Origin of the sequence: Amycolatopsis sp. NPDC051716 (genome assembly GCF_040681595.1) — a bacterium.
GTDB lineage: Bacteria > Actinomycetota > Actinomycetes > Mycobacteriales > Pseudonocardiaceae > Amycolatopsis.
In genome coordinates this window covers 186,742-212,394 of the sequence record NZ_JBFAZA010000015.1, presented here as the reverse complement: position 1 = coordinate 212,394, position 25,653 = coordinate 186,742, and the positions used below count along the sequence as shown (strand labels likewise).

Here is a 25,653-nt window from a genome sequence, read left to right as displayed (position 1 = left end):
AGGCTCGCATCAGATCTTGCGGCCGATTCCGGCGTTCGTCGCGGTGCGGCCGGCCGATCCGGCTTCGACGATATCGAATCCGGCGGAAAGCGCGAAAACCCCGGCGCGCGTTCGCGAGATCCCCTGAGCAGCGCAAGCGCGGACCGGCCCGGGGATTTCGCTACCCGGTGGGGTCCATTCCGGTGATCGTGTCACGAACAACACCTTCTCAGTTCAGTCGGACCGGAAAGAGCTTAGCGATTCCCCGCGGCCCGGCTACTGGGCCATCCGCGTGAGCCCACACCACCCGATCGGGCACTGTCCCGTTCGCCCGGGCGCGCCTACCGTAAGCCGTCTCCTGGGGAAATCCGCACAATGGCGCAACGGGGAGTACGCATGGGCGTCCCGGTCGCACCGGGCCGGTGGCCTTTTCTCGGGCACACTCCGGCACTCCTCCGGCAACGCTTCGCATTCACCGACGCATTGCCCGCGCACGGCGAGATCGTGAAGCTCTATCTCGGTCCGGCGCCCGTCTACTTCGTCGCGAGCCCGCGATTGGCGCACGAAGTGCTGGTCAACGAGGGCCCGAAGTTTCGCAAGGGTGCCATGTTCGACAAGTTCCGGCCGTTCGTCGGAAATGGCTTGGTGCTTTCGAACGGCGACTTCCACCTGCGGCAGCGCCGGCTGATGCAACCGGCGTTCCACCGCGACCGCCTGACCGCGTACGCGGAGATCATGCGACGCGCGGCGGCGGAGATGAGCGGCTCGTGGCGAGCCGGCGAAGTGCGGGAGATCGACGACGACCTGCAGAGCCTCGCGGTGACGATCGTCGGTGAAGCACTGTTTTCCACCGAACTGGGAAAAGCGGCGATCGCCGAAGCCCGCCGCTCGATTTACGTGATCATCCAGCAGGGAATGATTCGCGCGTTGTCGCCCAAGTTCGTCGAGAAGCTCCCGGTGCCCGGCAACCGCCGGTTCGACGAGGCGATCGCCCGGATGCAGGGGATCGTCATCGAGGTGATCCGCGACTGGCGGCGTGAAGGCACCGACCGCGGCGACCTGCTCTCGACGTTGCTGCTGGCCGGTATGACCGACGAGCAGGCGCGGGACGAGGTGCTCACCCTGCTCACCGCCGGCATCGAGACGACGGCGCTGGCGCTGGCCTGGACGTTCCACGAGCTCGGCCGGCGCCCGGACATCGAGGCGCGGGTGCACACCGAGCTCGACGAGGTGCTGGGCGGCCGCCCGGTCACCATCGACGACCTCCCCCGGCTGACCTACGTCCGGCAGGTGGTCGACGAAGTGCTGCGGCAGTACCCGCTCTGGATGCTGATGCGCCGCACCCTCACCGAAGTCGACCTCGGCGGCACCCGCCTGCCGGAGGGCGCCGAGGTGATCGTCAGCCCGCACGCGCTCCACCACGACCCCACGTCGTTCGCCGACCCGGACCGGTTCGACCCGGACCGCTGGGAACCGGACCGGGCGGCCGCGATCCCGAAGGGCGCGTTCGTGCCGTTCGGGGCGGGCACCCGGCAGTGCATCGGGAACCGCTTCGCCCAGAACGAAATCGTCATCACGGTCGCCACGGTGGCCGCGCGCTGGCGGCTGGTACCGGTGGCGGGCAAGCCGGTCCGGGTGAAGTTCACCTCCGCCGCCTATCCCGACAGCCTCCCGATGACGGCGGTTCCCCGCTAGCCCGCCTGGACGAGCTCCGGCGCACCGGTACCGCGCCCCGGCGTAACCGGTCAGCCGAGCCGCCGCCGGAGGGTGGCGAGCGCGGCGTCGAGCCCGGGCGAGGACTGTTCGAGCTCGAAGTCCGCGTCCAGCATCAGCAGGTTGAGCGCGAGCGCGCCCGGTGACTCGCCCGTCGCGTGCACGCGGCAGCGTTCGTCGTCCACCAGCTCGACGGGCACGGTCGACGGCAGCCTGGCCGTGATCTCCGCGGCCGGTGCGTGGACCAGGACAACGGCACGGTGGCGGGCGAAGACGGCGTCGAGGCCGTGCACCACTTCGGCCGCGGAAGGCGCCTCGCGCGGGACGAACCTCGCCCCTTCCGGGCGCCGCACCGTCATCCGGTCGAGCCGGAACTGCCGCCAGCCGTCGCGGGCCGGGTCGAAGGCGACGAGGTACCACCGCCGTCCCACCTGGACGACGCGGTGCGGCTCCACCTCGCGCCGGGACTCCGTGTCGTCCCGCGTCCGGTAGCCGAACCGGATCCGGCGGTGGTCGCGGCAGGCGCCGGCGAGGAAGATCAGCAGGTCGGGGTCGACGCCGCCCGGGGCTCGCGCGGCCTCCGTGTACCGGCGCATGGCCGAGACCCGTCCCCGCAGCCGCCGCGGCAGGACCTGTTCGAGCTTCACCAGGGCGGTCCCCGCGGCCTCGCCCAGCGAAGCAGTGCCGGTGGCCGTGCGCAGCGCGATCACGATGGCCACGGCTTCGTCGTCGTCGAGCTGCAGCGGCGGCATGGACGTCCCGGCACTCAGCCGATAGCCGCCGGCGACCCCGGGAATCGCCTCGACGGGATAGCCGAGGTCACGCAGCTTCCGGATGTCGTAGCGCACGGTCCGGGGACTGACTTCGAGCCGCTCGACCAGTTCCGCGCCGGTCCACGACGGGCGGGTCTGCAACAGGGTCAGCAACGCCAGCAGGCGCGAGGTCGGGTTCGGCATGTCTCCACACTGCGCCGGATCGAGGCAAGGATGTTGCCGCAATAGCCTGCACCATCGCCATCATGACCACCAACACCAAGACCGTCCTCGTCACCGGCGCCACCGGCACCGTCGGGCGCCACCTGGTCCGCGAACTGCTCGCCGGCGGGCACCGCGTGCGAGCGCTGACCCGCTCCCCCGAAGCGGCCGGCCTGCCCGCGGAGGTCGAGCTGGTCGCGGGTGACCTGGCCGCGGCGCCGCCGGAGGGCTTGTTCGACGGCGTCGACAGCGCCTTCGTCTTCCCGGCCGCGGAGGTGGCCGGCTTCGTCAAAGCGGCCGCCGGCGTGGCGCACCTGGTGCTGCTCTCCTCGCTCGCCGCCGCCCTCGAGCACGAGCGCGACCACGGGTCGGCCAGCCAGGTGCACCACGGCGCGATCGAGGACGCCGTCCGCGACAGCGGGGCGGACTGGACGATCCTGCGGCCCGGCACCTTCGCCGGCAACCTGCTGTCCTGGGCTCAGCCGATCCGGTTCACCGGTGGCGTCCGCGGGCCGTATCCGACGTCCGCGCAGGCCCCGATCCACGAGGCCGACATCGCCGCCGTCGCCGCGGTGGTGCTGACCGAGCCGGGCCACGCCGGCCGGCACTACCCGATGACCGGCCCGCAGGCGCTGACCAGGATCGAGCAGCTCGCCGCGATCGGCACGGCCATCGGCCGGGAGCTGCGCTTCACCGAGACCACGCCGGACGAGTTCCGCACCGAAATGCGCTCCTACGGCGTCGGCGACGACATCATCTCGATGCTGCTGCACTACTGGTCGGACACGGTCGAGACGCCCGACGTCGTGCGGCCGACCGTGCACCGGCTGACCGGCCGGCCCGCCCGCACGCTCGCGGAATGGGCGCGTGACCACGCGGCGGACTTCGCGTGATCACCGCATCCGCGGGTCCTGCGACGGATCGGCGTACATCGGCGGGCAGCCGTGTTCGACGGCTTCGGACCGCAGTTCGTAGTGCCACGGTTCGTTGCGGTAGACCTGGCACAGCCCGTACCGGGCGCCGTGCTCGGCCAGCCACTTCCGGGCCGCCGGCGGGCCGACGTCGACCGCCTGTCCCCGCACGTGCGCCGATCGGTCCGGGGTCGTCACCCAGCGGTCCGCGGCCGCTTCCGAGCCGTGCTTCGCGATCCCCTGACGCCGGAGCTGTTCCTGGTACGCCCAGGAACGCCAGCCGCCGTTGACGACGAACGCCACGCCGTCGGCCGCGGCATCCGCCGCGGCCCGGCGCAGGGCGTCGAGCAGTTCGGGATCGAGGTTGGCCACCGCCGGGGATTCGTCGTCGAAGACCGGCAGGCCGGCCGGGACGGCGCCGTGTCCCCGGCCGAGGGACGTGCGTTGACTGGAGGTCATGGCCTTCAGTCAAGGCAGCGCGGTGTTGCCGGCACGTACGCGGTTTCCGATATGCGCCCGATAGGCGCCCGCTCGTAGCATCGGGAGGGTGCGTGTCTTGATCGTCGAGGACGAGCCCTACCTGGCCGACGCCATCCGCGACGGCCTGCGGCTGGAGGCTATCGCGGCGGACACCGCCGGCGACGGGGACACCGCGCTGGAACTGCTGAGCGTCAACACCTACGACATCGCCGTCCTGGACCGCGACATCCCCGGCCCGTCCGGTGACGAAGTGGCCCGGCACATCGTCGCTTCCGGCAGCGGGATGCCGATCCTCATGCTCACCGCCGCCGACCGGCTCGACGACAAGGCCACCGGGTTCGGCCTCGGCGCCGACGACTACCTCACGAAGCCGTTCGAACTCCGGGAGCTCGTGCTCCGGCTCCGGGCCCTCGACCGGCGGCGCGCGCACAACCGGCCGCCGGTGCACGAACTCGCCGGCCTGCGCCTGGATCCGTTCCGCCGCGAGGTCTACCGCGACGGCCGGTACGTGGCCCTGACGCGGAAGCAGTTCGCCGTGCTCGAAGTCCTCGTCGCGGCCGGAGGCGGGGTGATCAGCGCCGAAGAACTGCTGGAGCGGGCGTGGGACGAGAACGCGGACCCGTTCACCAACGCCGTGCGCATCACGGTTTCCGTGCTGCGCAAGCGACTCGGCGAACCCGGGATCATCGCGACCGTCCCCGGCGTCGGCTACCGCATCGAAACCGGGGGCGAAGACCGTGCCTAGGGAACCGGGGTTGAGCGCCCGCCTCAAACTCACCCTCAGCTACGCCGGCTTCGTCATGCTCGCGGGCATCTTGCTGCTCGTGGCCGTGCTGGCCTTCTACCTGTACTTCCTGCCGAACGGCTGGATCACCACCGAGGGCAACTTCTGGATCAACCGCGCGGTCCTGGTCCGCGCCTTCGTCCCGTTCATGGCCGCCGTGATCGTCTTCCTGCTGGTGTTCGGGTTCCTGGGCGGGTGGGTCCTGGCCGGCCGGATGCTCGCACCGCTGACCCGCATCACCGACGCCACCCGCGTCGCCGCGACCGGCTCGCTGTCCCACCGCATCCGGCTGCCCGGCCGCACGGACGAGTTCCGCGAACTCGCCGACGCCTTCGACACCATGCTCGCGCGGCTCGAGGCGCACGTCACCGAGCAGCGGAGGTTCGCCGCCAACGCGTCCCACGAACTGCGCACCCCGCTGGCGATCACGCAGAGCCTCCTCGACGTCGCCCGCAACGACCCCGAGCGCACCACCGGCGAACTCGACGAACGCCTCCGCGTCGTCAACACCCGGGCGATCGAACTCACCGAAGCCCTGCTCCTGCTCAGCCGCGCCGAGCAGCGGGCCTTCAGCCGCGACAGCGTCGACCTGTCCCTGGTCGCGGAGGAAGCCGCCGAAACGCTCCTGCTCCTCGCCGAGAAGCGGGGGGTCACCGTCGAGACGTCCGGCGAGGCCGCGCCGACCTTCGGCTCGCCGGCGCTCCTGCTGCAGCTGACGACGAACCTGGTGCACAACGCGATCGTCCACAACCTGCCCGAACAGGGCGCGGTGTGGGTGACGACCGGCATCGAACCCGGGACCGTGGTGCTCACCGTCGAGAACACCGGTGAACACCTCCCGCAGTCCTTGGTCGCCACCCTCGCCGAGCCCTTCCAGCGCGGCACCGAGCGCATCCGCACCGACCAGGCGGGGGTCGGCCTCGGCCTGGCCATCGTCAAGAGCATCACCCAGGCCCACGACGGGACGCTCAGCCTGACCCCGCGTCCGGCGGGCGGCCTCCGCGTCACCGTCCGGCTGCCCATCTCGCTCGGCTACGCGACGGGGAAGTCGAAGTACGTGTCCGGGTAGGGCTCGTCCTTGAGGCCGTAGTGCCACCATTCGCGCTCGTACGCGGCGAACCCGCAATCCTCCATGATGGACCGGAGGTAGCGGCGGTTCCCCGCTTCGAGAGGCGAAATCCCCCGTGCGTCGTGGTGCGAGATCGCATCCATCAGATCGTGGCCACCGCCCATGGACGCGAGCTCACCGGTGACGAGGTGGTAGAGGGTCAGGTCGACGGTGCTGCCCCGGCTGTGCCCCGATTTGGCCGCCACGTACCCCTTGGCGAACATCGTGGCCCGGTCGATGTTCGGGTAGTGCCACAGCTTCGTGCGGCCGTCCTCCGGCTCGTCCACCCAGCGCAGGAAGCAGTCGACAGCGCGTTGCGGGCGGTAGCCGTCCCACAGCAGCAGCCCGAAGCCGAGCGACGCGGCCTTCTCCTGGGCTTCCGCCAAGGCGGCGCACAAGGTCCTCGTGCCGATTATCCGGTTGGCGAGGTAGCCGTCCACCGGCTTGCCGGTGAAGTTGTCCCAGGTGGCGTACTTGGCGTCCCAGCGGATGCCGGGCACCAGTTCGTCCACGAAGGCGAAGTCGTCGTTCACCGGGCCGTCCCGGCCACGATCCGGTCGATCAGATCCGGCAGCGGCAAGCCGGCGGCCGCCATCATCCTCGGGTAGCGGCTGTACGACGTCAGACCGGGCAAGGTGTTGACCTCGTTGAGGACCACCGTGCCGTCGCCGGTGAGGAACATGTCGACGCGGGCCAATCCCCCGCAGCCCAGCGCGCGGTAGATGGCTTTCGCCGTCTCCTGGACGCGTGCGCGGGTTTCGGCCGGGATGTCGGCGGGCACGATGAACGTCGAGTTCTCGGAGCCGCTTTCGGGGTTGTCTTCCTGGTGGATCCGGAAGAAGCCGTGGGAGAGGGCGACCCGGTCGACCTCGCCGGCGAACAGCTCCGGGCCGCTGCCCAAGATCGCGCACCCGACCTCGCTGCCGTCGACGGCCTCTTCGATCAGCACCTTCGAGTCGTACTGCGCGGCGGTCTCGATCGCGGCCGCCAGCTCTTCTCGGCCGGACACCTTGCTGACGCCGAAAGACGAACCCGAACGGGCCGGCTTCACGAAGACGGGATAGGTGAGTCCCTCGACTTCCTCACCCGCCCGCACGATCCGGAAGTTCGGCGTGGCGATGCCCGCGTTCCCGGCGACGACGTAAGCGAGCGATTTGTCCATGCACAGCGCGGAACTCGGGACGTCACAGCCCGCGTACGGAATCCCGGAGAGCTCCAGCAGGCCCTGCACCACGCCGTCTTCGCCGAACTTCCCGTGCAGCACGGGCAGGACGACGTCCAGTCCGATCGTCTCGTACTTCCCGTCGTCGAGGACCAGCAGGCCGGGCACACTCCGGTCCGGCGACAGGACGACCGTTCTCCCGGCTTCCCAGCCCGCTTCCGGGCCGTCGCAGAGTTTCCAGGCGCCGTCCTTCGTGATCCCGATCCAGAACGGTTCGTACTTGCCGGTGTCGAGGTGCCGCGCGACCTCTTGCGCGGACTTCACGGAGACGGGGTGTTCCTCGGAGACGCCCCCGAAGAGGATCCCGGCCTTGAGCCTATTCATGCCGCTTCCCGCTTTCGAAGTTCAGGCAGTTGACGATGGAGTTTTCGACGGTGTCGCCGAGCGCGTGGCCGGTGTAGTAGGCGGTGTGCGGACTGATCAGCACGTTCGGCAGTTTTTGCAGCCGCACCAGCAGTTCGCTCCGGACGGGCCCACCCCGGCAGTCGGCGTAGAAGACGCCCTCTTCCCCTTCGAGGACATCCAGCGCGGCCCCGCCCAGCCCGCCGTTTTCCAGCGCCGCGACGAGCGCCTCGGTATCGAGAAGCGGCCCGCGCCCGGTGTTGACGACGAACGCCCCGGCCTTCATCAGCTCGAGCCGCCGTCGATCCAGCAGGTGGTACGTGCCGGCGTCGAGTGGCGTGTGGAGCGTGACGATGTCGCTCGACCGCAGCAGTTCGTCAAGTTCGACGTAGTCGATCCCGGCCCGAGGCCGGCTGTCGTAGCCGACCACGCGGGAACCGAAGCCCCGCAACCGATCGACGACCGCGGCCCCGATCCGCCCGGTCCCGACCACTCCGACGGTCAGGTCACGCAGCTCTTTCCCGCGCACGTCGTTCAACCGGTAATCGTGCTCATCCGCCCGGCGGAGGACGGACTTGGCGTCCCGCACGAGCATCAACATCAGCATCAGCGTGTAATCGGCCACGCTGTCCGGCGAATAGGCGACGTTGCCCACGGAAATGCCGACACGCTCGGCGTACCCGACATCGATGTGGTCGTAGCCGACGCTCCTGGTGGAGACGTACGCGACGCCAACCTGGCTGAGCGCAAGAAGAGTCGCATTCGTGACCGGAGTCTTGTGACCGACGCTGACGCACCGGTTGCCGGACGCGAGTCCGACGTTGGCCTCGGACACGGGAGCGTCCGTGATGGTCGGCGTCACGCCGAAGCACGGCGCCAGCTCCCGGAACAGCAGGGCCTCGTCGGGTTCACACCCGTAGATCGTCATCCCGGGTGCCGGTTCGCTCATGCCGTTCAGTCAAGGGAACGCGGCGTTGCCGGCACGTATGCGCTTTTCGATACACCGAGAATAAGTTACTCACGGGTAACTCGCGTTCTACCTCTTTTCGTGCTGCTCTTGTGCAGCCGCGAGAAGGGCGCCGAGGGCGCGCTGGGAGGCCCGGAGCTGCCCGATCGCCTCGTCGATCCGCGCGTGTTCTCGTTGGAGGTGCGTGACCATGTCCGGGCAAGGTTCGGGCACGAGCTGTCCGCCGTCGGTGTGCACGCAGTGCAGGATCTGCCCGATGACGGTGGTGGGCAGCCCCGCGGCGAGCAGAGCGCGGATGCACACGACCGTGACGATGTCGGGCTCGCTGTACTCGCGGTAGCCGTTCGCCCGCCGCGCCGGCCGGAGCAGGCCCTGTTCCTCGTAGTAGCGCAGCAGCCGTTGGTTTACCCCGGTTCTCCGGGCCAAAGCGCCGATCCGCACGTGGACCCCTCGTTCCCCCTTGACCTTCTCACCGATGTGAGACTTTAGCCTTTTGTCATCGGTGACGGAGGAAGACGAAGGAGCCAGCGATGCCAGGCATGGTGATCATCGGAGCGGGACCAGGCCTCGGTCTCTCGGTGGCCCGCAGATTCGCACGGGAAGGGCTGCCCGTTGCCCTAGTGGCCCGGTCCAAGGACAAGCTGAAGACCCTGGCCGACGCCCTGACTCCGACCGGAGTCCCGGTGATCACGCTGACGGCGGACAGCACCGACGAGACAGAACTGCGAATCGCACTCGACACGGCAACGGCAAAATTCGGCCTACCGGAGGCCGTGGTGTACAACGCGGCGATCATCCAGCCGGACCGCCCCGGCGAGCTGTCAGTGGCGGCGCACCAGCAGGCCTGGGCGGTCAACGTGCTGGGAGCGATCACGGCCGCGGCGCACATCGCCCCGGCAATGTCCCGGCGCGGCAGCGGTTCGTTCCTCATCACCGGCGGAATGCCCGACCCGAACCCCGAGTACGTGAGCCTCTCCCTCGGCAAGGCGGGAGTACGAGCACTGGTGACCTTGCTGGACAAGCAGTACGGACCAGCCGGCGTCCACATCGCATCCGTCACCGTGAACGGCCCGATCGCCCCGGGCACAGCGTTCGACCCCGAAGACATCGCGGAGCACTACTGGCACCTGCACACTCAACAGCGACCCGACTGGAGCCAGGAAATGATGCACCCTTGACCGGGACCCACGCGGACAAGGTGACCCAACCGGGGGTCCGGGGGCGAAGCCCGCCGGGCGGGGCGTGGGGGTTGCACCCCCACAAAACAGGGAAGCTCCACGCAAAAAGGCCCGCGCCCTCCGCGGGCACGGGCCACCAAAGCGTGGAGGTTAGGGGACCTTACTCGAACACAAAAGACCAGGTCAGAGCCCTGGTGGAGCTCCGCGAGAAGCTTCCCAGCCTCGATACACCCGAGCCGCCGTCGATCAAGCGGGACCGCCCCGGCCGCGCCCGGCAACTCGACGCCGATCAAACCGAGCAGCTGATCGCCGACTACCAGTCCGGCGCGACAGTGTACGAACTCGGCGACCGGTTCGGCATCGAACGGCGAACGGTAAGCAACATCCTCCATCGGCACGGAGTGCCGATGCGTCGCCGCGGCCTCTCGCCTGACCAGGTCGACGACGCCATCCACCTCTACAAGCTCGGCTGGTCCCTGGCGCGCGTCGGCGATCACCTGGGCGTCAACCACACGACCGTGCTGAACAAGCTGCGCGAACGCGGCATCCCCACGCGAGACAGCCACGGGCGCCCGCGCGTCGAAGCAGGTGATGCTCGATGACACGGCGTACAGCTATGTCGACTCGATCAGGTTCGGACGGGGCTGCTGTTGTTCAGGCGGTCACCGTGATCATGGGCGTGGTCGTCGGCCTCACCTTCATGTTCGGCTTCGGCAACGTCCTCAACCTCGCCCTCCGGCTCGGAGTCCCGATCTGGGTCGCGCCGCTCGTCGCACCCGCGGTCGATCTGTCGATCCTTGGCCTGCTGCTGGGTACTCGGCATCTCGCGCTCGCAGGCGCGTCGGCGGACGTATTGCGACCAGCTCGTCGACTCCTGATCTTCGCGAGCGTGGTCACGTTGGCGCTGAACGTGGCCGACCCTGTAGTGGCAGATGAGTACGGAAAGGCAGCCTTCGACGCCGTCGGGCCGCTCCTCTTGATCGGCTGGGCTGAAGTGGGCCCGAGCTTCCTGCAGGCGATCGGTGAATGCAGCTCTTCGACGGCCACGCGCGGTGCGGTCGCAAAAGAGCAGCGGGAGGTGCTCGTTGAGGAGAAGCCGAACGCCAGCCCGGCGGGCAACAAGACCGAGCGGGACGAGGCAGCACACCGGGATGAGCCCCGGTTGACGAGGCAGCGTTCGCCGGAGAGGCTCTTAGAGTTGGCGCGGGAAGTGGACACAGCGCATCGGGCTGCGCACCAGAAGCCGATTTCGGCAGACACGCTTCGTGTTCAGCTGGGCATAGGCGCGGCTCAGGCGCGGCGGCTGGTCAAGGCCGTGCGTTCCGAGTTTCAAGCTCGGATCGAAGGGGATCAGCGGCTGAGCCGCGTTCCACAAGACGCAGAGCGGGACGAGCCTGTTGCCGCTTGATGTACCGCACCGACGGTATCCGCGAACGCATCGCCCAACTCAACGGGCCCCGGCAGGACATCGTCCTCATCGAACGCCGCATCGGTGACCCAACGTCCTGAGGACTGGTTAGCGGGCCGGCGGCCGAACAGCATTACGAGAACGAGGTGAATCACCCGGCCCAGCAGTATCGCTGGCAGGATCACAGGAGTGAATGCTGGTGTTGTGATAGCCGTTGTCATCAGTGCCGGGTTGATCCTGGTCGCCCTCGTTGTGGCGACCTGGATAGTGTTGCGGGCTGTGCGTGGCTCGACGGCTGCGAAGCCGCAGAACGCCATCGGGGCTGGCTATCGCTCGGATGATGCAGCAATGCAACTCGCTGATGTGCTCGGCGGAGCGCGGGAGACCGTCGAGCGGTTCGAGCGTAGCGTTTACATGCTCGAAGACGTCAGCTCTGGCATGAGGGGGTTCGAGCACAGCGTTGCACTGCTGGCCGACATGCAGCCCATAAGCGATCACAACCTCCCCCGCTGGGTGGAGCCAGGCGTACCGAGCGGTCCGGCCGAGGTCAGCGACTCTCGTATGGTCGCCGAGTTGAATCACGCCCTTCAGACGCCGCTCCGGGGGCTGGGCTACGCGTTCCGGAACCTAGAGAACCTCCCGGACGATGTGCTGATCGAGGAGCGGGCGAAGCGCCTGGCCGACATGGCGGCAATGCTGGACAGCTGCACCTCGGCGCTCGCGACGTTCCGGGGCCTGGTCGACACGGTCGCGTCAGTGCCGACGCGGCAGCCATCCCTCGACGAGGCGGTCCGGGGCCTCGCCGGCTCGATCCCATACCTGGCCGACGAGCCAGTGGCGATCGACTTCGTAGGACTGCCGGACCGGGTCGAGGGGTTCTCCAACCACTACCTACTCACCATGCTGCAGCCCCTGGTCGAGAACGCGATCGAGGGCTGCATCCCCGCCGGCGCCGTCGAGATCACCTACGCCGACCACGGCGACGCTGTCGAGTTCACCGTGTTCAACCCTGTCGACCACCCGGTTGACAAGGACATCCTGTTCGCGCCGCGGCGGACGACCAAGGATGGGCACCCGGGCCTCGGGGTGTCCATCGTGTCGCGACTCGCGGAATTCGAGCGGGGTGACCTAACCGCCGACATCACCGACACCGGCGTGCGCATGCGCGTCGTGTTGCCGAGGAGGTAGTCATGCACGCGGAGATCCTCGTCGTAGACGACGACGGCGTGTACGCCAAGAATCTGGCCGAGTGGCTACAAAACCGGATGCCGCAGGGGGTCGCCCACACCGACCGCAAGGACGAGACGATCGAGCTGGTCAAGTCCACCTATGTGCGGGTGGCAATTCTGGATCAGCGCATGCGGCGCAAGCTCGGTGTCGACGGCACCGAGTTAGCCGCCGAAATTCAGAGCATCGACGAGCGAATTCGCGTCATCATCCTCAGCGGCGAGTCCGATGTGCGGGACTACCAGAAGTCGAACGAGCTGCGGCTGCGGCACCTGGTGAAGGGCGACGACGAAGCACTGCTGCGAGAGATCCGGCTAGCACGGCAGCAGTACCTGCTTGACCTGGAGCGCAACGCCGAGGCACACGCCGAGGTCATCGGCCGATACCGGTCGTGGACGCTCGTGCGCGGTCCATCGGTGGTCTTCAAGAAGCTCGTCGAGGAGTACGTCTCCACCACGCCGGAGGCCGACGACAAGGACTTCAAGACGCTGGTGCACGTCAACGCGGGTCAGTCCGTCACCGAAGCGGAGACCGGCACGTTCGGCCACGAGATCGAGATCGAGGAGGAGAGCACCCGCCAATTGGAGGCAACCGGCATGTTCCGGAACGTGGTAATCGCCCAGCTGACCACCAGCCTGAAGTCGGCGATCCGTGAGCGTGGCCGAATGACCGTCACCCAGCAGGAGCAGCACAGCAGCGAGCAGCGGTTCGAGGTGCCGGAGAAGGACCAGGCAGACGGCGTGGTCGCCTTCGCTATTCAGGAAGCCCCGTTGTACCACCGGAAACGCGCGCTGATCCAGGGTTCCTGCGAGTGCTGCGGCCACCAAGACGTCGTCACAGTGGGCTTCCGTGAGCCGAACGGTCAGGTTCGACGCCGTCGCGTCGACTACCTCACCGGAGACAAACAGCGGATTACCGACATCGGCGCCCAGTGATCATTTTGTCGATATCGGCTAACACGCTGCGCGATCGGCTGGGGATTGACGCCACGCCGCTCGATGACTCGTTAAGATCGTTCGCGCAGAATTCGAACCCAATGGTGTTCCTGATCAAGGAAGCAAGCAGCACACACGCGAAGTCCAGAACGCCGACACAGCCTTGGCCGCGTCGGCGTGGGCTGCCATCGTGCATCGCTACCTGCCGCGCGGTCGCGAGCGGCAGACATCGCCACAAAACCTCACTGCCTGCCCACGCGCTTGCCGTTGAGGCTTGGGCGTCGCCTGCTCAACTAGTGAACAGCTAGCTGTCGGAGCGGTGGCACCGTTTCGTTGCTCTGCGCTTCCAGCCTGCTCGGATAGCCCATCCGAGCAGGCCAACGCCACTGGTTGTCGCGACCGCTGCTCCGGTAGCGAGAGCTCCGAATCCAGCCAGTCGGGAGGCGACGGCCGCGGCTGCGATGCCCAGCAGGATGATCAATCCGATACTGAGAACTATGCGACTGATGGCGGCGGCACCCGACTTCAGTAGCTTTTGAGCGTTGCTGGTCTTGTTCGAGTCACTGAGGAGACCGTCGAAAAAGTCGGTGACGGAGTTCGTTGCCGGCGCAGTCGGTTCGCCTGCCGCAATGGTGGCCAACGACTCCAGTTCGGGGAGAGGCGTGGCCGTATCGGGTGCCAAAGAAGCATCGACGTGGGTCTTATTCACGGTCAACGCGGTCTCCTTGGCTGAACCCGGGCAGATGTGTGGTGGCTAATGGGAGGGGCGATTCGACGGGCTCGGCGCCAGACGGACCCACTGATCGTTCTCGGGGAAGATGACCGTGATGCCGGCGTGGTGGAGATAGGCGACGAGGTCCGGGCGAGGCCGAGACGGTACGAGCACTGCATGGTTTTCGGCGCCGGCGAAGCGGCCGTAGTCGAGCAGTTGGCCCACCGCGAGGCGGAGGCGGTCGCGTGTGACGCTTCCTTTTGCCTCGATGAGCTCACGCGTCGTTTCGTCCCAGAGGTCGCTGTAGAGCGGTTGGGCTTCACCAGGCGGGACGACACGCAGGCGGCTAACGGTGTGACCGTCCCGCTGTAGATGCTGTCGATACCGGTTGACGAGCGTTGCTTCACGGCGCTCGACTTCGTAAGGCTCGCGGTCAGGACTCACGAACGCCCGCTCGGTGTGCTGCTCTTCGACCGGCACTACCTCTACTTGCGGATCCGACGGCGGGCTTACGGGTAGTGGAGGGAGTTCGATCGGCACCTTGTTGAGCGGGCGCAGCTTGAACACCACGACCTGCCGGAGCGTGTCAGGATCCCCAGTTTCGTGTGCGTCGGTGAAGTAGTAGCCGTCCAGATCGAACTCACCAAGGTACGTCACCTGCGAGCCACGACTACGGAAACCTTCCAATGTTCTGCCGTCGGCGCGGTGGTTGAGGATGGACTTGTTGCCCTGGGTGAGCTGCTGATCACCCCGTTGTCCTTCGCCGACGTAGTGGAAGAAGCCGTCGGCACCCCAGCCGTCGTAGTAGCCGTGCTGCTGCCCCTTCTCCGGGTCAGTGAAGAACAAGACGACGTCCGCCTTGCTCGATGGCCCGATGCCGCCTTGCTGCCGGCCGCCGTAGCGCCCATGAACTTCGCGGCGAGTCAGCTGGTCGCCGGGCTGCAACCCGTCAAGCATACTCAGATACCCCTTCCGTATAGGCTCCATATTACACCTAAAATACGACCCCTCGCTGCACCCTAGGCCGACCGGTGGTGCGAGCGGCCGGTCGCGGCGCCGCCACGGTCGTAGGCGAACACGGGCGACCTCGGGGGTTGAGTGGCATTGCCGCCAGCTACTACTTCCGCCGCACCGGGCTCGACCTCGTCATCCTCGATGGCCAGACCCAGCCTTGGCCGGTGGCTGAGCTGCACGGCTAGGAATCACTGCGGTTCGGCTCGCTGCCCCGACCGTCCGACCGCCTTAACGAGGTGAGTGGCACCTGCTGGCCAGCCATGTGGTGGACTACCTCACCAAGGCTGAGCCGCTCACCACGAGACGCAAAGAAGGGCAATCCCCTTGCAGCTTGATCTGCAGACCACCTCGAACATCGCTCACCGGTCAGGCGGATCGGCGTTAGCTACACCGCCGTAGTTTGTTATTACCGCTTGGGTTTGCGTGGGTGTGACGAGCCAGGTTGCGATTTGTGGTTGCGTCCACTCGTTTGTTGGTTCAGCGAGGATGATCGCGACGAAGAAGTCGAAGGCAAGCTCGGGGTCTGCGAGCAGGCCCCGATACGTGGCAAGATCTCGGGAGCTCGGGACGGCTGGGGCTCGGAGGTGGGTGTGCCATTCTCCGATCCACACGCTTCGGTCTTTTTCGAAGGCCCAATCGCCAAGTGCTTGGGCGTGGTTGAGATCGCGTTGAAAGAATGTCGTTCGGCGAGTCGCATGTCGACCGGGGCCTCCGGCGTGACGGATGACGAGGCTGTCGCTCTCCGCCGTACCAAGTAAAATCCCGCCGGTTTCGGTGCCGTCGCCAGAGGCACGTGCCTCGTGAGCGATGGCCTCGACGGCGGCCCTGGTGACAACAATGGCGGCGGGGACGGTGTCTGTCACGGCTTGCCACACGTAGGGCAGTCCTCACGCGGCGGTGCGATGGCGGGTTCCCAACGAGCGTTGCCGGTGTAGCCGAGGTCGAAAGGACCGGTCCATCCGCGACGTGCTTGGAGGGCGATAGTGAGCTGCTCGCCGGGAAGGCGATGGGCGTAGTGACCGGCCGTTTCCAGCGCAGTTGCGGCAGTGATCTTGGCGGCGAGATCGCCCACGAGGGAGAGGTCAGAGCCTACGGCCGTCATCGGTTGATGCAAGGTTCCCGTGCCGTAACCGGCTTCGAGCGCGGGTTCGGGATCGAGGGTGCCGTCGTCGATGAGCGCCTGACGCCGGCATAGGAGGCAGCCGTGGTCTGGGAACGGGCGCAGTCGGATGATCTCTCCGACGCCGCCATCGGCGAGGACACAGGCTAGGACTGTGGGCTTTCCGGCGCGGCGTGCGAGGTGGCTGACTGTTCGTCGCGGAGCAACGCCATCGGCGCAGCAGAGGACGATGTCTGTTGCGGACAGTAGGCCGCGGATTTCGTGCGCGTCATCGACGACGTCGTAGCGGTACGGAACGATCCTCGTGTCGCTGCGCTGGTCTGCGAGGTGCTCGCGGAGCGCATCGACTTTGAAATGGCCTACATGGCGGTCGGGAAGTACGTGGCGGATCAGGTTGTGCCACATCAGTCGATCTGGGTCGACCAGCAAGAGTCGACCGACGCCGTAACCTGCGAGCGCCGTAACGGCTGCGCCGCCGATACTGCCGACGCCGACAACCATGACCGTCGTCTTGGCGAGATCATCTATCGGCCAGTGGGCCGCGAGTTGTCCCGTGCCGACTTCTGCGGGTTCCACGGCCACGCTGACGCCGAAAACGCCGTCGCGCGTGACCCACCACGCCGCGAACGTCGGAATGGGTGTGACGTCGTACGGTGGGAACTCGGCGCCGGGGGCGTACGTGAGGACGACGTAGCCGAGTGCACCCGGATCGGTCAGGGGTTTGGGAAGTCGCTTGGCGAACTCGTCGCGCGGCACGCCGAACTGATCGCCACGCCGGACGAGCTCGCACCACCAGCCGTGCAGTTCCACCGGTGCCTGGAACCAAAGCCCGTCACCGCCGGCATCGCCCTGATTGATTCGGTGCGTCTTGGGAGCCAAAGTGACCTGGTAGCCGACCTCACCGATCTTGACGTAGCTCAGCAACATCAGATCGTCGGTTGACGAGCGCTTGAACTTGATTGCCCCCGACGTCCCAGCGTTCGGGGCCATGAGGCGCCGGAGTCCGTTGCGCGGAAGCAGGAGGACGGTACTTGTCATCGTTCCTCCCCAGCGTCGACGCTCTGCGCGGATTCGGCACTCTTCGGGTGCGCGTCGGGGCTATCGAGATGCTGGCCGGTGATCGTGATCAAGTCGTCCAGGGACGAGTCGCTCACGATTCCGTGCAGGGTCATTTGATCTAGCGCACCGGCCTTCATGAGCGCGTACTCGATGCGCCACGCCGCCGCCTTGACGATGAGGTCGCAGACCGAGTCGCGGGGATCCCAGGCGGTGTCGGTTTGGAACTGGCACAAGCTGCCGTCGCCGTTCACGTGCCATCGGTGCTGGGTGCACTCCACGGGTTCCGGTCGTGGATCGACGGGAAAGATCCGCGGCGGCACCATCGGGTACGCCTGGCGATAGGCGATCTCGATTTGCATGCCATGCCCGCCGAGGAGGAACGTCAGCCCGGCTGGTTCGGGCCGCTGCAGCGGCCACATGGACAGCCGGCCGCTCCACACGCCGGCCCCGGCACCGTGCCAGTCCAGCTCAGGAAAGGAGTCGGCGATCTCGCGTTGATCCCGGGCGAACCGCGAGGGTTCGGCCTCCCACCAAGGAATTGCCGCGAACTCCGGTCGATCGATCATGTCGGTAGTCAGCCTTGGGGCGCGTCCTTGATCGGCCGCTTGGTGACTGCGGGAACGATCAGTACGGGACCGGTGTTGGCTTTGCCCTGCGGCGCGGGGAAGTCGCTGCCGAAGACGTCCCGCCAGAGCTTCTTCGCGTCATCGGTGTAGCCGTTGGCCGCGGCGTCGCACGCTTGATCGGCGAGGTCAGCGGCATTGAGCAGCGACTCGCGCAATCCCACACGGTCGAGATCGGGCTGGATTTCCCCGCAGACGTCGGCAGGATCAGTGACCGGCCCGTTGCCGACCGCGGTCGCCGCCGCGGTGAAGAACCGGCGAAGTGCGTTGGGCCGGGTGTCGACGGGGAGGTGGTGCAGGGCGAGAACCTCCATCACCAACGACTTGACCTTGCCCTCCACCTCGGCGCGTTTGCGCCACTTCTTGACCACGCGCACCAGACGGAGGAAGTAGTCCCAGTCCGCGCTGCGCTGGGCGATCTCCCGCACCAGGTATTGAGGGTTGGAAGGAACCCACAGCGAGGTGTCGCCGTCGGTTTTCTCGGGGATGAGGAGCGCGCCGTTGTCGTCCAGCGCAGGCATGGCGTCCACGGTGAACCCCTCGGGGGCGCCCGGGAGGTCGATGAAGCACTTCACCGCGTGCCGGCGCGGGTCGGCACGTCGGACTAGCTTCTCGACCGTGCCGCTGTTGCCGAGCAACTTGGTGATCTTGTCGTGCAGCACATCGAGCGAGTCGGCGGCGGTGTTGTTGCCCGGCTCGCCCCAGCCGGGGTGGTCGTCACGGTCGAACACGACCACGAGGTCGACGTCGTGGATCAGCGGTCCAGTGTGCGTGCTGCGGCGCAGGGAGCCCGATCCCCACACCTCGACAACGTCGGCCTCGGCGCCGAGGGCCGCCTTGAACGTGTCGCGGCGGTCCCGTGCTTCCTTGACCTGGGTCGGGTCAGCATCGACCGTCTTCTGGTATTCGTCGAACGCCTCGTTCAGGCTCATCGGGCTCTCCTTATCGCCTCGGACAACCGCGCCGCTACGAAGCAGCAGGTCACAGCGCTGCCGTGACCTGCTGGTCCCGCTGAGCGGAGTCCTTCTCGACAGCGTAAGCGTCACCACCGACAATTCCGTGCGTCCAGGGGCGTGGCCCTCGACGTGTCGACGCGATCCGCATCGCGCGGTGCGTCAGGTAGGAGCCAGGGCGGGGAACGGCTCGTAGGTGTTTGTGGCGGCGTCGAAGGTGAACGCGGTCCACCGACCGTGCTCCGGTGAGGCCAAGCGAGCACCCAACGCGACTGCAATGGCGACTGGGCCGCTGAGGAAGATGACGTGGCGACCGGTCCTCGCGGATGCCGCCAGCGGGGCGTCACGCCACGCTTTGCAGGTCTGCTCGACCACCGCGGTGAAGGTGTCCTGGTTCTCAGCGAGCCTCGACGATGTCGTCCGCAGCCCGAGGAGCAGGCCGACACCATGCTGACGACACGCCGTCTTGACATGGTCGAAGAACTGATCGCCGCGTCCCTGCAGGTCCAGCGCCAATGCGACCACGGTCGGCTCTCCCTCATCGATGGCTTCGGGTCGATCGACGATCAACGGTTGATCGATGGACTCCACGGCACGCAACGCCGTCGCCGGGAAGTAGGCCGGTGCGCCGTCAGCCTGCCGAATGGCGTGCACTGCGACCTCCCGCGCGTGGGTGTAGCCCAGGCGGGCGCCGAACCAGAACGCGACGTGCAGTGGCATCGTCGGGACCAGGTTGATCCGAGCCGCATCCGGGGTCAACCGCTCTGCCATGGTGGTCGCGGAGAGCGTTTCGTCGGCCAAGGCGTTGACCAGTTCCTGGTCCCATCGACCGTCGCCTGGCAGTTGGATGCTCGTCTTCAGCGTTACCGTGCACGTGCGCCGGCAGAACATCTCTGCTTGCTGGTCGAGTTGAAGTGCCCGCGCTTGACCTCGGCGAGCGTCGCTCGCGGTCACGACAATCCCGACGCGAACGCGTCGACGAGCCCGTTCGCGCAGCAAGAGTCCGATACCTACCAGCGCAAGACCCACCGCGAGGCCGACAACAAACCACCACCGACCCGCCGTCTCGCCGGTGACGAAGGACTTCAACGCTTCGACCCCGAACCCACCCGAGACGATGCCGCCGATCGCAACGGCTGCGGTGCCGTCGAGCACCGCCTGCGAGCCCTGACTCTTCGCGGGCTCGGCGGATCCGACCACGGTGAGCCGCGGCTTGCCTGGCTGTTCCTGTCCGACCACGACAACCATCCACCATCTGTTCGTAACCGCCTCACCGCCGACCGGCAGGAAGCAGCACAACTCTAGGTGCGACTGCGTTGGGACAAAGCGCGCCGAGGGTAGCGACACGCGGGCTTCCGTTCATCGTGGCCGACCTTGGCCGCGCATCCGCTCGTCGCAAAACGAGTTCTAGTTGGACCAAAATCGACAACACCCGATCGGTAGCCCCCCAACCTGGCAAAAATGCAGGTCAGAGATAGTGAAGGGGCTACCGATGCTTCGGTCCCGGTGGAGGTTAGGGGAGCTTACTCGAACACAAAAGACCAGGTCAGGGCCCTGGAAGAGCTCCGCGAGAAGCTTCCCAGCCTCGACACGCCCGAGCCGCCGTTGATCAAGCGCGACCGCCCTGGCCGTGCCCGGCAACTCGGCACGGCGCAAGTCGAGCAGCTGATCGCCGACTACCGGGCCGGCGCGACAGTGTATGAACTCGGTGACCGGTTCGGCGTCGAGCGGCGGACGGTCAGCAACATCCTCCACAGGCAAGGCGTGCCCATGCGTCGCCGGGGCCTCTCGCCAGACCAGGTCGACGACGCCATCCACCTCTACAAACTCGGGTGGTCCCTGGCGCGAGTCGGCGACCACCTGGGCGTCAACCACACCACCGTGCTGAACAAGCTGCGTGAATGCGGCATCCCCACCCGAGACACCCACGGACGCCCGCGCGTCGAAGCAGGTGGTACCCGATGAGCCGGCCTGCAGCTAAGTCGACTCAGTCAGGTTCGGACGCGGCCACGGTCGTTCAGACCGTCACCGTGATCATGGGCGTCGTCGTCGGTCTCACTTTCTTGTTCGGCTTCGGCAACGTCCTCAACCTCGCACTCCGGCTCGGCGTACCCGTCTGGGTTGCTCCACTCGTCGCACCTGCAGTCGACTTGTCGATCCTCGGACTCCTCCTCGGCACTCGTCACCTGGCACTCAAGGGGGCCTCCGCGGACTTGCTGCGCCCGGCCCGCCGGCTGCTGATCTTCGCGAGCGTGGTCACCTTGGCGTTGAACGTGGCCGACCCCGTTGTCGCAGGCGAGTACGGCAAGGCAGCGTTTGATGCGGTTGGACCGCTCCTCTTGATCGGCTGGGCCGAAGTCGGTCCTGGCTTCCTGCAGGCAATCGGCGAAACCAGGCAATCAGCCGATATCGAGGTCGACGCCAGGATCGACCAAGCCAACATGCTGGCTCCCGAAGGACCAGACGAAGACAGTTCGGCGCCTCGGCAGGTCGAGCAGCGAGAGCTCGGCACACCGGAACCTGGCCGACAAGCACCTCACAAGCGCGCCCCGGAGGCGCTATTGGACCAAGCCCGGCGGGAAGACGCTGCTCATCGCATGGCTCATCAGAAGCCGATATCGGCCGATACGCTGCGTAGTCGCCTGGGCATCGGCGCGGCGCCGGCACGGCGGCTAGTCAAGATCATTCGTGCCGAGTTTCAGGCGCAGACCTCTGGAGATGCCGAACACGGCGCGCGCGGCTCCACTGTCACCTTGGCGGCTTGAGCTGAGCGCCTCTGCCGCGCGTCAGAGCATCGGCCGGACTTCTTCATGGGAGAATCGCCGGTCCGACGTGGGCGTGGGTGGACGCCTGCATGGTCCCGGCGAGTGGGTGGTGAGCGGGGTGACCGGCGATGACAGGAAGCCAGATCCGTACCGAGCGTTTCAGCGAGGTCGCCTTGCAGTCGACAACTACATGTCGAAGGCTGCAGGCCGAGGGCAAGTTTGCTGAGATTCCAGCCACCGGCCTTCTGCTCACCGAAGCCTCTCCTGATGTGCGGTACTACCCGTTCACGCAGCACCAGGAGAAGTCCGTGGGCGCCGACTGGTTGTGGTGGTGGATAGACACCACCGGCACCAGCTTCGGATTGTTAACTCAAGCCAAAGTTCTCAGGCGCCAAGGTCCGGGCTGGCACATCGACTTCGGCTACCGAAGCAGGAAAACCGAACCCACGCAGATTGACAAGCTTCTCGCCTCGTCCAGCACGTTTGACGTTCCGGCTGCGCACGTCCTGTACTGCGGCACACCCGCCTACCGCCGCGGTCTCGAATGCGGACTGGCCCACCCCGATGGCGCGAATTGCCGCGATCGCGAACGGGCGGGGGTGTCAATCGTGCTGAGCATCGTCGCGCAGGAACTCATGCCGTCGGCTGGCCGGAACGCGGCGGCCGAAGCGTTTCACTGGGCTTCGCCGCTGGAGGACATCGCCGATCCCAGCAGGCCGCAGCCGACGCTGCAGCCACTGGCCCCGGTCCACCCGGACATCGCCGACTTCATGCGGAACCCGCAAGTGGGTGCCCGGCGCATCGCCAAGATCATGCTGGACCCGGTCCACGGCATCCGTTTGGGGCAGTACTCCGCCGCACTCTCTGACGAGACAGACCACATCGAGGACGCTGTGTTCAGCCCCCTCCCGACCGACCGGGGCCACTTCAGCGTGCCTTACCTCGCGCACGTCCTCGGCGGGCTGCGTCACCAACCACCCGGCTACGTCCGGGACCTACTCGCAGGAAGGACACCGCCCCGCTGGGTTACCGAATCGGTCGCCGGCATCGTCGTCATCCGCGATCCGGAACCGATCGCTCGGGACGTCGTCGTGCCCGTCGAGTTGAACAACGCCACGGCCAACCGCCGGCTGGAACTCGTTCATCCGAAGGATGACGAGCGGACTGAGGCCGCGTGTTGATAATCGCCACGGATTTTCCCCGAGGACTCCCCACGGCGGACCGCCAGTTCGTTGCCGTCAAACATTCGAGCAAATGACGTAAGCAGAGTCTGTTTGGAGGTTTGCAAGGTGGTCGGCTTCCTTCTTCTCTCTGCCGAAGAAACAGAGATCGTCCTCGGTGGCGGCATCGAAGAGCCCGGATATCGTCCGTTTCCCGGCAGCCGCCGAGAGCGCGAAGAGGAAGAGGACGACTACTTCGATGAGAGTGATGAGGAGCGACCAAGCGCCGCACCTGTCATGCATCACACGTTTCTCGAACGAGTGGTCGCCGCTAAACACTGGCGGCGGAGTTCATCGAGCGTGCTCTTACTCGTCGCACGCGGCTTGGCTGCCGAGAGTCGCGAACCGGAGTCAGACAGCGACAGCCTGACCGTCGTAGGCTTAGCGCGCGTACACGGAGGCCCGAGGGCAGGTGCTCCCGGCACGCGGCGCATGACCATAGGACCCTGGATTACTGTTGCACCATTTCCCCTGCTAGATCTCTTGAGCAGCATGCAAGGCGCACAACACCGCAATACGCTGGAGATGGCGAGCGGCCCAGTTCGGGAACTGCCGAAGGCCGCTGGCCAGAAAGTAGTTGAGCGACTGAAGGAAATTCTTCCAGATTACAGTCGACTGCGTTCTAGCCTGCTGGCCGATGCCGACACTCGCAGACCTCGCAGCTCACGAGAACTGCAACGCAGAGACGCTGTTGCGACCGCTTTGAGAATCTTCCGACAAAGATGGCGTTCCGCAGAACCTGTCCCCGTGGCGGAGCCAACCGGTTTCGCCGAGGAAATCGATCAAACTGTTCGAGGAGTTGAGAATGATTACATTCAAGACGACGCCGCAGTTTTTCCGGGATGGGAGAGATCCGCGCGTAGCCGATCCGGGTGGTGGGAGTTTCGAAGCAAGGAGCGCCGCCTGCTGATCAAGAACATTAACGTTTCTCCTGCCGAAACGCGCACCGGCGCCGACTTGATCTACGTGCGACGCGCACCCGATTCTGTTGTACTAGTGCAATACAAGGTCCTACAGAAGCTGGAGAAGACTGGGGAGCTTATTTTTCGACCAGACGGAAGGCTGGGCAGTCAAGTCGACCGCATGCTGGCGTATCGCGTAATGCAGGAGGACATCGCCGACGTTGACCCTCTTGAATATCGAATAGGTCGCGGGTTTACGTTTGTGAAATTTATTTTCGACGGTGGATCAACTGGATTGGCGGACGACGAGCTATCGTCTGGGTTCTATGTTCCGTCGGAGATCGTCAAATCTATGCTGAGTAGTCCAAGCAAGGGTCCGAGTGGCGGCAAAGTACACTACGTCGAACGTTATCGTCATATCGACGGAACAACGTTTGTGAAGCTGGTTCAAGATAGCTGGATTGGCTCAACTGGAGGCGCGACAGACCTACTAAGAAAGACTGTGGGACTGTTAGAATCCAGCCTGCGAGATGATGCAACTATCGCCGTTGATGAGCCGGTTTAGAGTATCTGGAGACTTGATCGTTCGCGTTCAAGTCACAACCTATGCAGGAGCCGGTCGAAGAACTCCGAGACAGTGTTGGTGGCGCGATCTTCGCTGAGTTCGTAGCCACTGAAGCGGTAGACCTCGTATCCAGTCAGGCGAAGGTCGCGATCGCCGCGGGTGGTCTCGCTGTAGATGCGGGGACTCGGTTGGTGCGAGGGTGTCGCGTAGTGCTGTTCCCCATCGACCTCAAGCACGACTCGCCTGAGCCCAGGCAACAGCATCAGGAAGTCCATGCGTTGGTTCAGGAAGGCGTCCTCTCCTCGCTGTCTCCGCGAGGCTGGGTCCCAATGCAGCCAAACCTCCGGCAACAGTGCGAACAGCGGGTCGTGGCCCTTCGCGTAGTCGTAGTACGCAACAAGAAATGCGTGCTGAGCTGGTGACGCATCGGCGCAAACTGTCACTAGCCGTCGCCAAAGATCAAGTTTGGCCTGGTCAGCGGAGATGCCCTTGCGGTGCGACCACCACAACTCGACGTCCTGCCAGGTCAGGCCGTGGTCGCTGACGGGGACGTCGTAGGCGAGCACTGTGTCATCCCCGGTCAACACTTCGATGCTCTGATCGAGCACGTCGCGCAGCCGCAGCGCAGGCTTGCCGTGTCGGCTGGCAAAGAGGATGAGTTGGGCTGGACGAGGTCGGGTTCCAAGGGCAACGATCGTGAAGGCCGGGTAGCCGTCATTCGTGCCGGACTCCATAATCTTCAGACCCGCACGGGCAAGGATCTGGGAGAGGGCCGCGGCCATCTCTCGCTGTCGCGCCTCCCTCGGGTTCACTGAGCCGGACAGCAACCCCTCCAGGAACAGCACGAACCGGCGATCTCCACCGTCGAGCGCACCGACCTCCTTGAAGAACTCCAGAGTCGTCCAGTCGCCGGGGAAACGGAACATGTGCCGCACGATCGGCTCATACGGGTCCTTGAACTCGAACGACCACTCGGGCGAGGTCAGCATCCAGTACCGCTTGACCAGATTGAGAAGCCCATCGGCCTCCAGCCAGATCGCATCAAACGCGTCCAGCGCCTCGGCGACTTCACGACGTGTCCGGGCGGTGACCTGCGGCCAGTTCTCTCGTGACCAGAGCAGATCCTCGACTCGGTGACTCAGCTCGGTCGTCAGGTCGCCGTGCTGGAGGAAGGCAGCACACACGCCCTCGTAATCACTCGGTGCGATGGCGTCGAATGCCCGGTCGAGCCGTTGCTGTTTGGACAACGGCTCCACCTCGCCGGCCTGCGACGGGTCCGGATACTGGGGTGGTATGACCAGACTCAACGCCGTACCCACCGTGTTCAGGTCGACGTGCCGGAGATGGTGCAGACCTGACACGAGATCTCTGACCAGGTCGCGGGCGTCGATGTCCACCTCGGTCGGCTCGGCTGCCATCTCAGGCCCCATCACCACACCGGCGAGTGAATACGGCATAGGGCCCAGAAGGTGGCATCAATACGGTCGATTTC

At 66.2% G+C, this 25,653-nt stretch carries 28 protein-coding genes; 13 read left to right on the top strand and 15 right to left on the bottom strand.

Translation table 11 applies throughout. The annotated features are described in order from the left end of the window. Positions 1 to 9: 9 nt before the first annotated feature. The gene (locus AB0M30_RS22530) at positions 10 to 195 is read right to left on the bottom strand and encodes a hypothetical protein (protein WP_364586517.1); all 186 of its coding nucleotides are present in this window, start codon (positions 193 to 195) and stop codon (positions 10 to 12) included. A 180-nt stretch (positions 196 to 375) separates the two neighbouring features. On the opposite strand from AB0M30_RS22530, the gene AB0M30_RS22525 reads away from it, so the two are divergent. Beyond that, positions 376 to 1,674, top strand: a complete 1,299-nt coding sequence (locus AB0M30_RS22525) for a cytochrome P450 (protein ID WP_364586514.1) — start codon at positions 376 to 378, stop codon at positions 1,672 to 1,674. A 50-nt stretch (positions 1,675 to 1,724) separates the two neighbouring features. On the opposite strand, the gene AB0M30_RS22520 is transcribed toward AB0M30_RS22525, so the two are convergent. Beyond that, positions 1,725 to 2,648, bottom strand: a complete 924-nt coding sequence (locus tag AB0M30_RS22520; RefSeq protein WP_364586511.1) for a WYL domain-containing protein — start codon at positions 2,646 to 2,648, stop codon at positions 1,725 to 1,727. A 62-nt stretch (positions 2,649 to 2,710) separates the two neighbouring features. Here AB0M30_RS22520 and AB0M30_RS22515 point away from each other — a divergent pair, with 62 nt between their 5' ends. Continuing rightward, on the top strand, positions 2,711 to 3,559 hold the full coding sequence (locus AB0M30_RS22515; RefSeq protein ID WP_364586508.1) for an NAD(P)H-binding protein: 849 nt from the start codon (positions 2,711 to 2,713) through the stop codon (positions 3,557 to 3,559). On the opposite strand, the gene AB0M30_RS22510 is transcribed toward AB0M30_RS22515, so the two are convergent. Further along, positions 3,560 to 4,036 carry a D-alanyl-D-alanine carboxypeptidase family protein gene (locus AB0M30_RS22510; protein WP_364586505.1) on the bottom strand — a complete coding sequence of 159 codons (477 nt, stop codon included), beginning with the start codon at positions 4,034 to 4,036 and terminating at the stop codon, positions 3,560 to 3,562. An 88-nt stretch (positions 4,037 to 4,124) separates the two neighbouring features. Between AB0M30_RS22510 and AB0M30_RS22505 the strand changes: the two genes are divergently transcribed. Next, positions 4,125 to 4,802: a response regulator transcription factor gene (locus AB0M30_RS22505; protein WP_199191152.1), complete on the top strand. Its 678-nt coding sequence runs from the start codon at positions 4,125 to 4,127 to the stop codon at positions 4,800 to 4,802. A gap of 10 nt (positions 4,803 to 4,812) precedes the next feature. Beyond that, complete coding sequence (locus AB0M30_RS22500) at positions 4,813 to 5,910, top strand: HAMP domain-containing sensor histidine kinase (RefSeq protein ID WP_364586502.1); 1,098 nt, start codon at positions 4,813 to 4,815, stop codon at positions 5,908 to 5,910. Here the strand turns inward: AB0M30_RS22500 and vanX are convergent. The 4 genes from vanX to AB0M30_RS22480 form a co-directional block, all read right to left on the bottom strand. Continuing rightward, a complete protein-coding gene (gene vanX / locus AB0M30_RS22495; RefSeq protein ID WP_364586499.1) occupies positions 5,874 to 6,482 on the bottom strand; it encodes a D-Ala-D-Ala dipeptidase VanX in 609 nt (202 codons plus the stop codon). The genes AB0M30_RS22500 and vanX overlap by 37 nt on opposite strands. Continuing rightward, complete coding sequence (vanA, locus tag AB0M30_RS22490; RefSeq protein WP_364586497.1) at positions 6,479 to 7,495, bottom strand: D-alanine--(R)-lactate ligase; 1,017 nt, start codon at positions 7,493 to 7,495, stop codon at positions 6,479 to 6,481. Before vanA ends, vanX begins: the two co-directional genes overlap by 4 nt. Beyond that, complete coding sequence (locus AB0M30_RS22485) at positions 7,488 to 8,441, bottom strand: D-isomer specific 2-hydroxyacid dehydrogenase family protein (RefSeq protein ID WP_364586578.1); 954 nt, start codon at positions 8,439 to 8,441, stop codon at positions 7,488 to 7,490. The genes vanA and AB0M30_RS22485 overlap by 8 nt, the downstream gene beginning before the upstream one ends. A 108-nt stretch (positions 8,442 to 8,549) precedes the next feature. Beyond that, positions 8,550 to 8,921: a MerR family transcriptional regulator gene (locus tag AB0M30_RS22480; RefSeq protein ID WP_364586494.1), complete on the bottom strand. Its 372-nt coding sequence runs from the start codon at positions 8,919 to 8,921 to the stop codon at positions 8,550 to 8,552. A gap of 89 nt (positions 8,922 to 9,010) precedes the next feature. Here AB0M30_RS22480 and AB0M30_RS22475 point away from each other — a divergent pair, with 89 nt between their 5' ends. The 5 genes from AB0M30_RS22475 to AB0M30_RS22455 all read left to right on the top strand — a co-directional run bounded on the left by AB0M30_RS22475 (position 9,011) and on the right by AB0M30_RS22455 (position 13,228). Continuing rightward, positions 9,011 to 9,658 (top strand): SDR family NAD(P)-dependent oxidoreductase, encoded by a 648-nt coding sequence (locus AB0M30_RS22475; protein WP_364586491.1) that lies wholly within the window; start codon positions 9,011 to 9,013, stop codon positions 9,656 to 9,658. 194 nt (positions 9,659 to 9,852) lie between these two features. Continuing rightward, positions 9,853 to 10,260, top strand: a complete 408-nt coding sequence (locus AB0M30_RS22470) for a hypothetical protein (protein WP_364586488.1) — start codon at positions 9,853 to 9,855, stop codon at positions 10,258 to 10,260. A gap of 14 nt (positions 10,261 to 10,274) precedes the next feature. Beyond that, positions 10,275 to 11,066 carry a hypothetical protein gene (locus AB0M30_RS22465; RefSeq protein ID WP_364586485.1) on the top strand — a complete coding sequence of 264 codons (792 nt, stop codon included), beginning with the start codon at positions 10,275 to 10,277 and terminating at the stop codon, positions 11,064 to 11,066. A 189-nt stretch (positions 11,067 to 11,255) separates the two neighbouring features. After that, the gene (locus AB0M30_RS22460) at positions 11,256 to 12,254 is read left to right on the top strand and encodes a GHKL domain-containing protein (protein WP_364586484.1); all 999 of its coding nucleotides are present in this window, start codon (positions 11,256 to 11,258) and stop codon (positions 12,252 to 12,254) included. A 2-nt stretch (positions 12,255 to 12,256) separates the two neighbouring features. Beyond that, the gene (locus AB0M30_RS22455; protein WP_364586481.1) at positions 12,257 to 13,228 is read left to right on the top strand and encodes a response regulator; all 972 of its coding nucleotides are present in this window, start codon (positions 12,257 to 12,259) and stop codon (positions 13,226 to 13,228) included. Between the two features lie 304 nt (positions 13,229 to 13,532). Here AB0M30_RS22455 and AB0M30_RS22450 read toward each other — a convergent pair whose 3' ends face one another. The 7 genes from AB0M30_RS22450 to AB0M30_RS22420 form a co-directional block, all read right to left on the bottom strand. After that, the gene (locus AB0M30_RS22450) at positions 13,533 to 13,943 is read right to left on the bottom strand and encodes a hypothetical protein (RefSeq protein WP_364586478.1); all 411 of its coding nucleotides are present in this window, start codon (positions 13,941 to 13,943) and stop codon (positions 13,533 to 13,535) included. A 39-nt stretch (positions 13,944 to 13,982) separates the two neighbouring features. Next, positions 13,983 to 14,897, bottom strand: a complete 915-nt coding sequence (locus AB0M30_RS22445) for a hypothetical protein (RefSeq protein ID WP_364586477.1) — start codon at positions 14,895 to 14,897, stop codon at positions 13,983 to 13,985. Between the two features lie 416 nt (positions 14,898 to 15,313). Next, positions 15,314 to 15,817, bottom strand: a complete 504-nt coding sequence (locus AB0M30_RS22440) for a Mov34/MPN/PAD-1 family protein (protein WP_364586475.1) — start codon at positions 15,815 to 15,817, stop codon at positions 15,314 to 15,316. Further along, the gene (locus AB0M30_RS22435; protein ID WP_364586474.1) at positions 15,814 to 17,112 is read right to left on the bottom strand and encodes a ThiF family adenylyltransferase; all 1,299 of its coding nucleotides are present in this window, start codon (positions 17,110 to 17,112) and stop codon (positions 15,814 to 15,816) included. Before AB0M30_RS22435 ends, AB0M30_RS22440 begins: the two co-directional genes overlap by 4 nt. Then, on the bottom strand, positions 17,109 to 17,699 hold the full coding sequence (locus tag AB0M30_RS22430) for a hypothetical protein (protein WP_364586472.1): 591 nt from the start codon (positions 17,697 to 17,699) through the stop codon (positions 17,109 to 17,111). The genes AB0M30_RS22435 and AB0M30_RS22430 overlap by 4 nt, the downstream gene beginning before the upstream one ends. 8 nt (positions 17,700 to 17,707) lie before the next feature. Then, complete coding sequence (locus tag AB0M30_RS22425) at positions 17,708 to 18,688, bottom strand: hypothetical protein (protein WP_364586470.1); 981 nt, start codon at positions 18,686 to 18,688, stop codon at positions 17,708 to 17,710. Between the two features lie 183 nt (positions 18,689 to 18,871). Further along, the gene (locus tag AB0M30_RS22420; RefSeq protein ID WP_364586468.1) at positions 18,872 to 19,957 is read right to left on the bottom strand and encodes an SAVED domain-containing protein; all 1,086 of its coding nucleotides are present in this window, start codon (positions 19,955 to 19,957) and stop codon (positions 18,872 to 18,874) included. Between the two features lie 213 nt (positions 19,958 to 20,170). On the opposite strand from AB0M30_RS22420, the gene AB0M30_RS22415 reads away from it, so the two are divergent. From AB0M30_RS22415 to AB0M30_RS22400, 4 genes are all read left to right on the top strand, one after another. Continuing rightward, positions 20,171 to 20,674: a hypothetical protein gene (locus tag AB0M30_RS22415; RefSeq protein WP_364586466.1), complete on the top strand. Its 504-nt coding sequence runs from the start codon at positions 20,171 to 20,173 to the stop codon at positions 20,672 to 20,674. Continuing rightward, complete coding sequence (locus AB0M30_RS22410; protein ID WP_364586463.1) at positions 20,671 to 21,474, top strand: hypothetical protein; 804 nt, start codon at positions 20,671 to 20,673, stop codon at positions 21,472 to 21,474. Before AB0M30_RS22415 ends, AB0M30_RS22410 begins: the two co-directional genes overlap by 4 nt. Positions 21,475 to 21,602: 128 nt before the next feature. Further along, positions 21,603 to 22,655 (top strand): hypothetical protein, encoded by a 1,053-nt coding sequence (locus AB0M30_RS22405; RefSeq protein WP_364586460.1) that lies wholly within the window; start codon positions 21,603 to 21,605, stop codon positions 22,653 to 22,655. 108 nt (positions 22,656 to 22,763) lie between these two features. Further along, the gene (locus AB0M30_RS22400; protein ID WP_364586457.1) at positions 22,764 to 24,161 is read left to right on the top strand and encodes a hypothetical protein; all 1,398 of its coding nucleotides are present in this window, start codon (positions 22,764 to 22,766) and stop codon (positions 24,159 to 24,161) included. Between the two features lie 32 nt (positions 24,162 to 24,193). Here the strand turns inward: AB0M30_RS22400 and AB0M30_RS22395 are convergent, their stop codons facing one another. Beyond that, entirely contained in the window at positions 24,194 to 25,579 is a 1,386-nt protein-coding gene (locus AB0M30_RS22395) for a hypothetical protein (protein WP_364586455.1), read from the bottom strand. Positions 25,580 to 25,653: the final 74 nt, after the last annotated feature.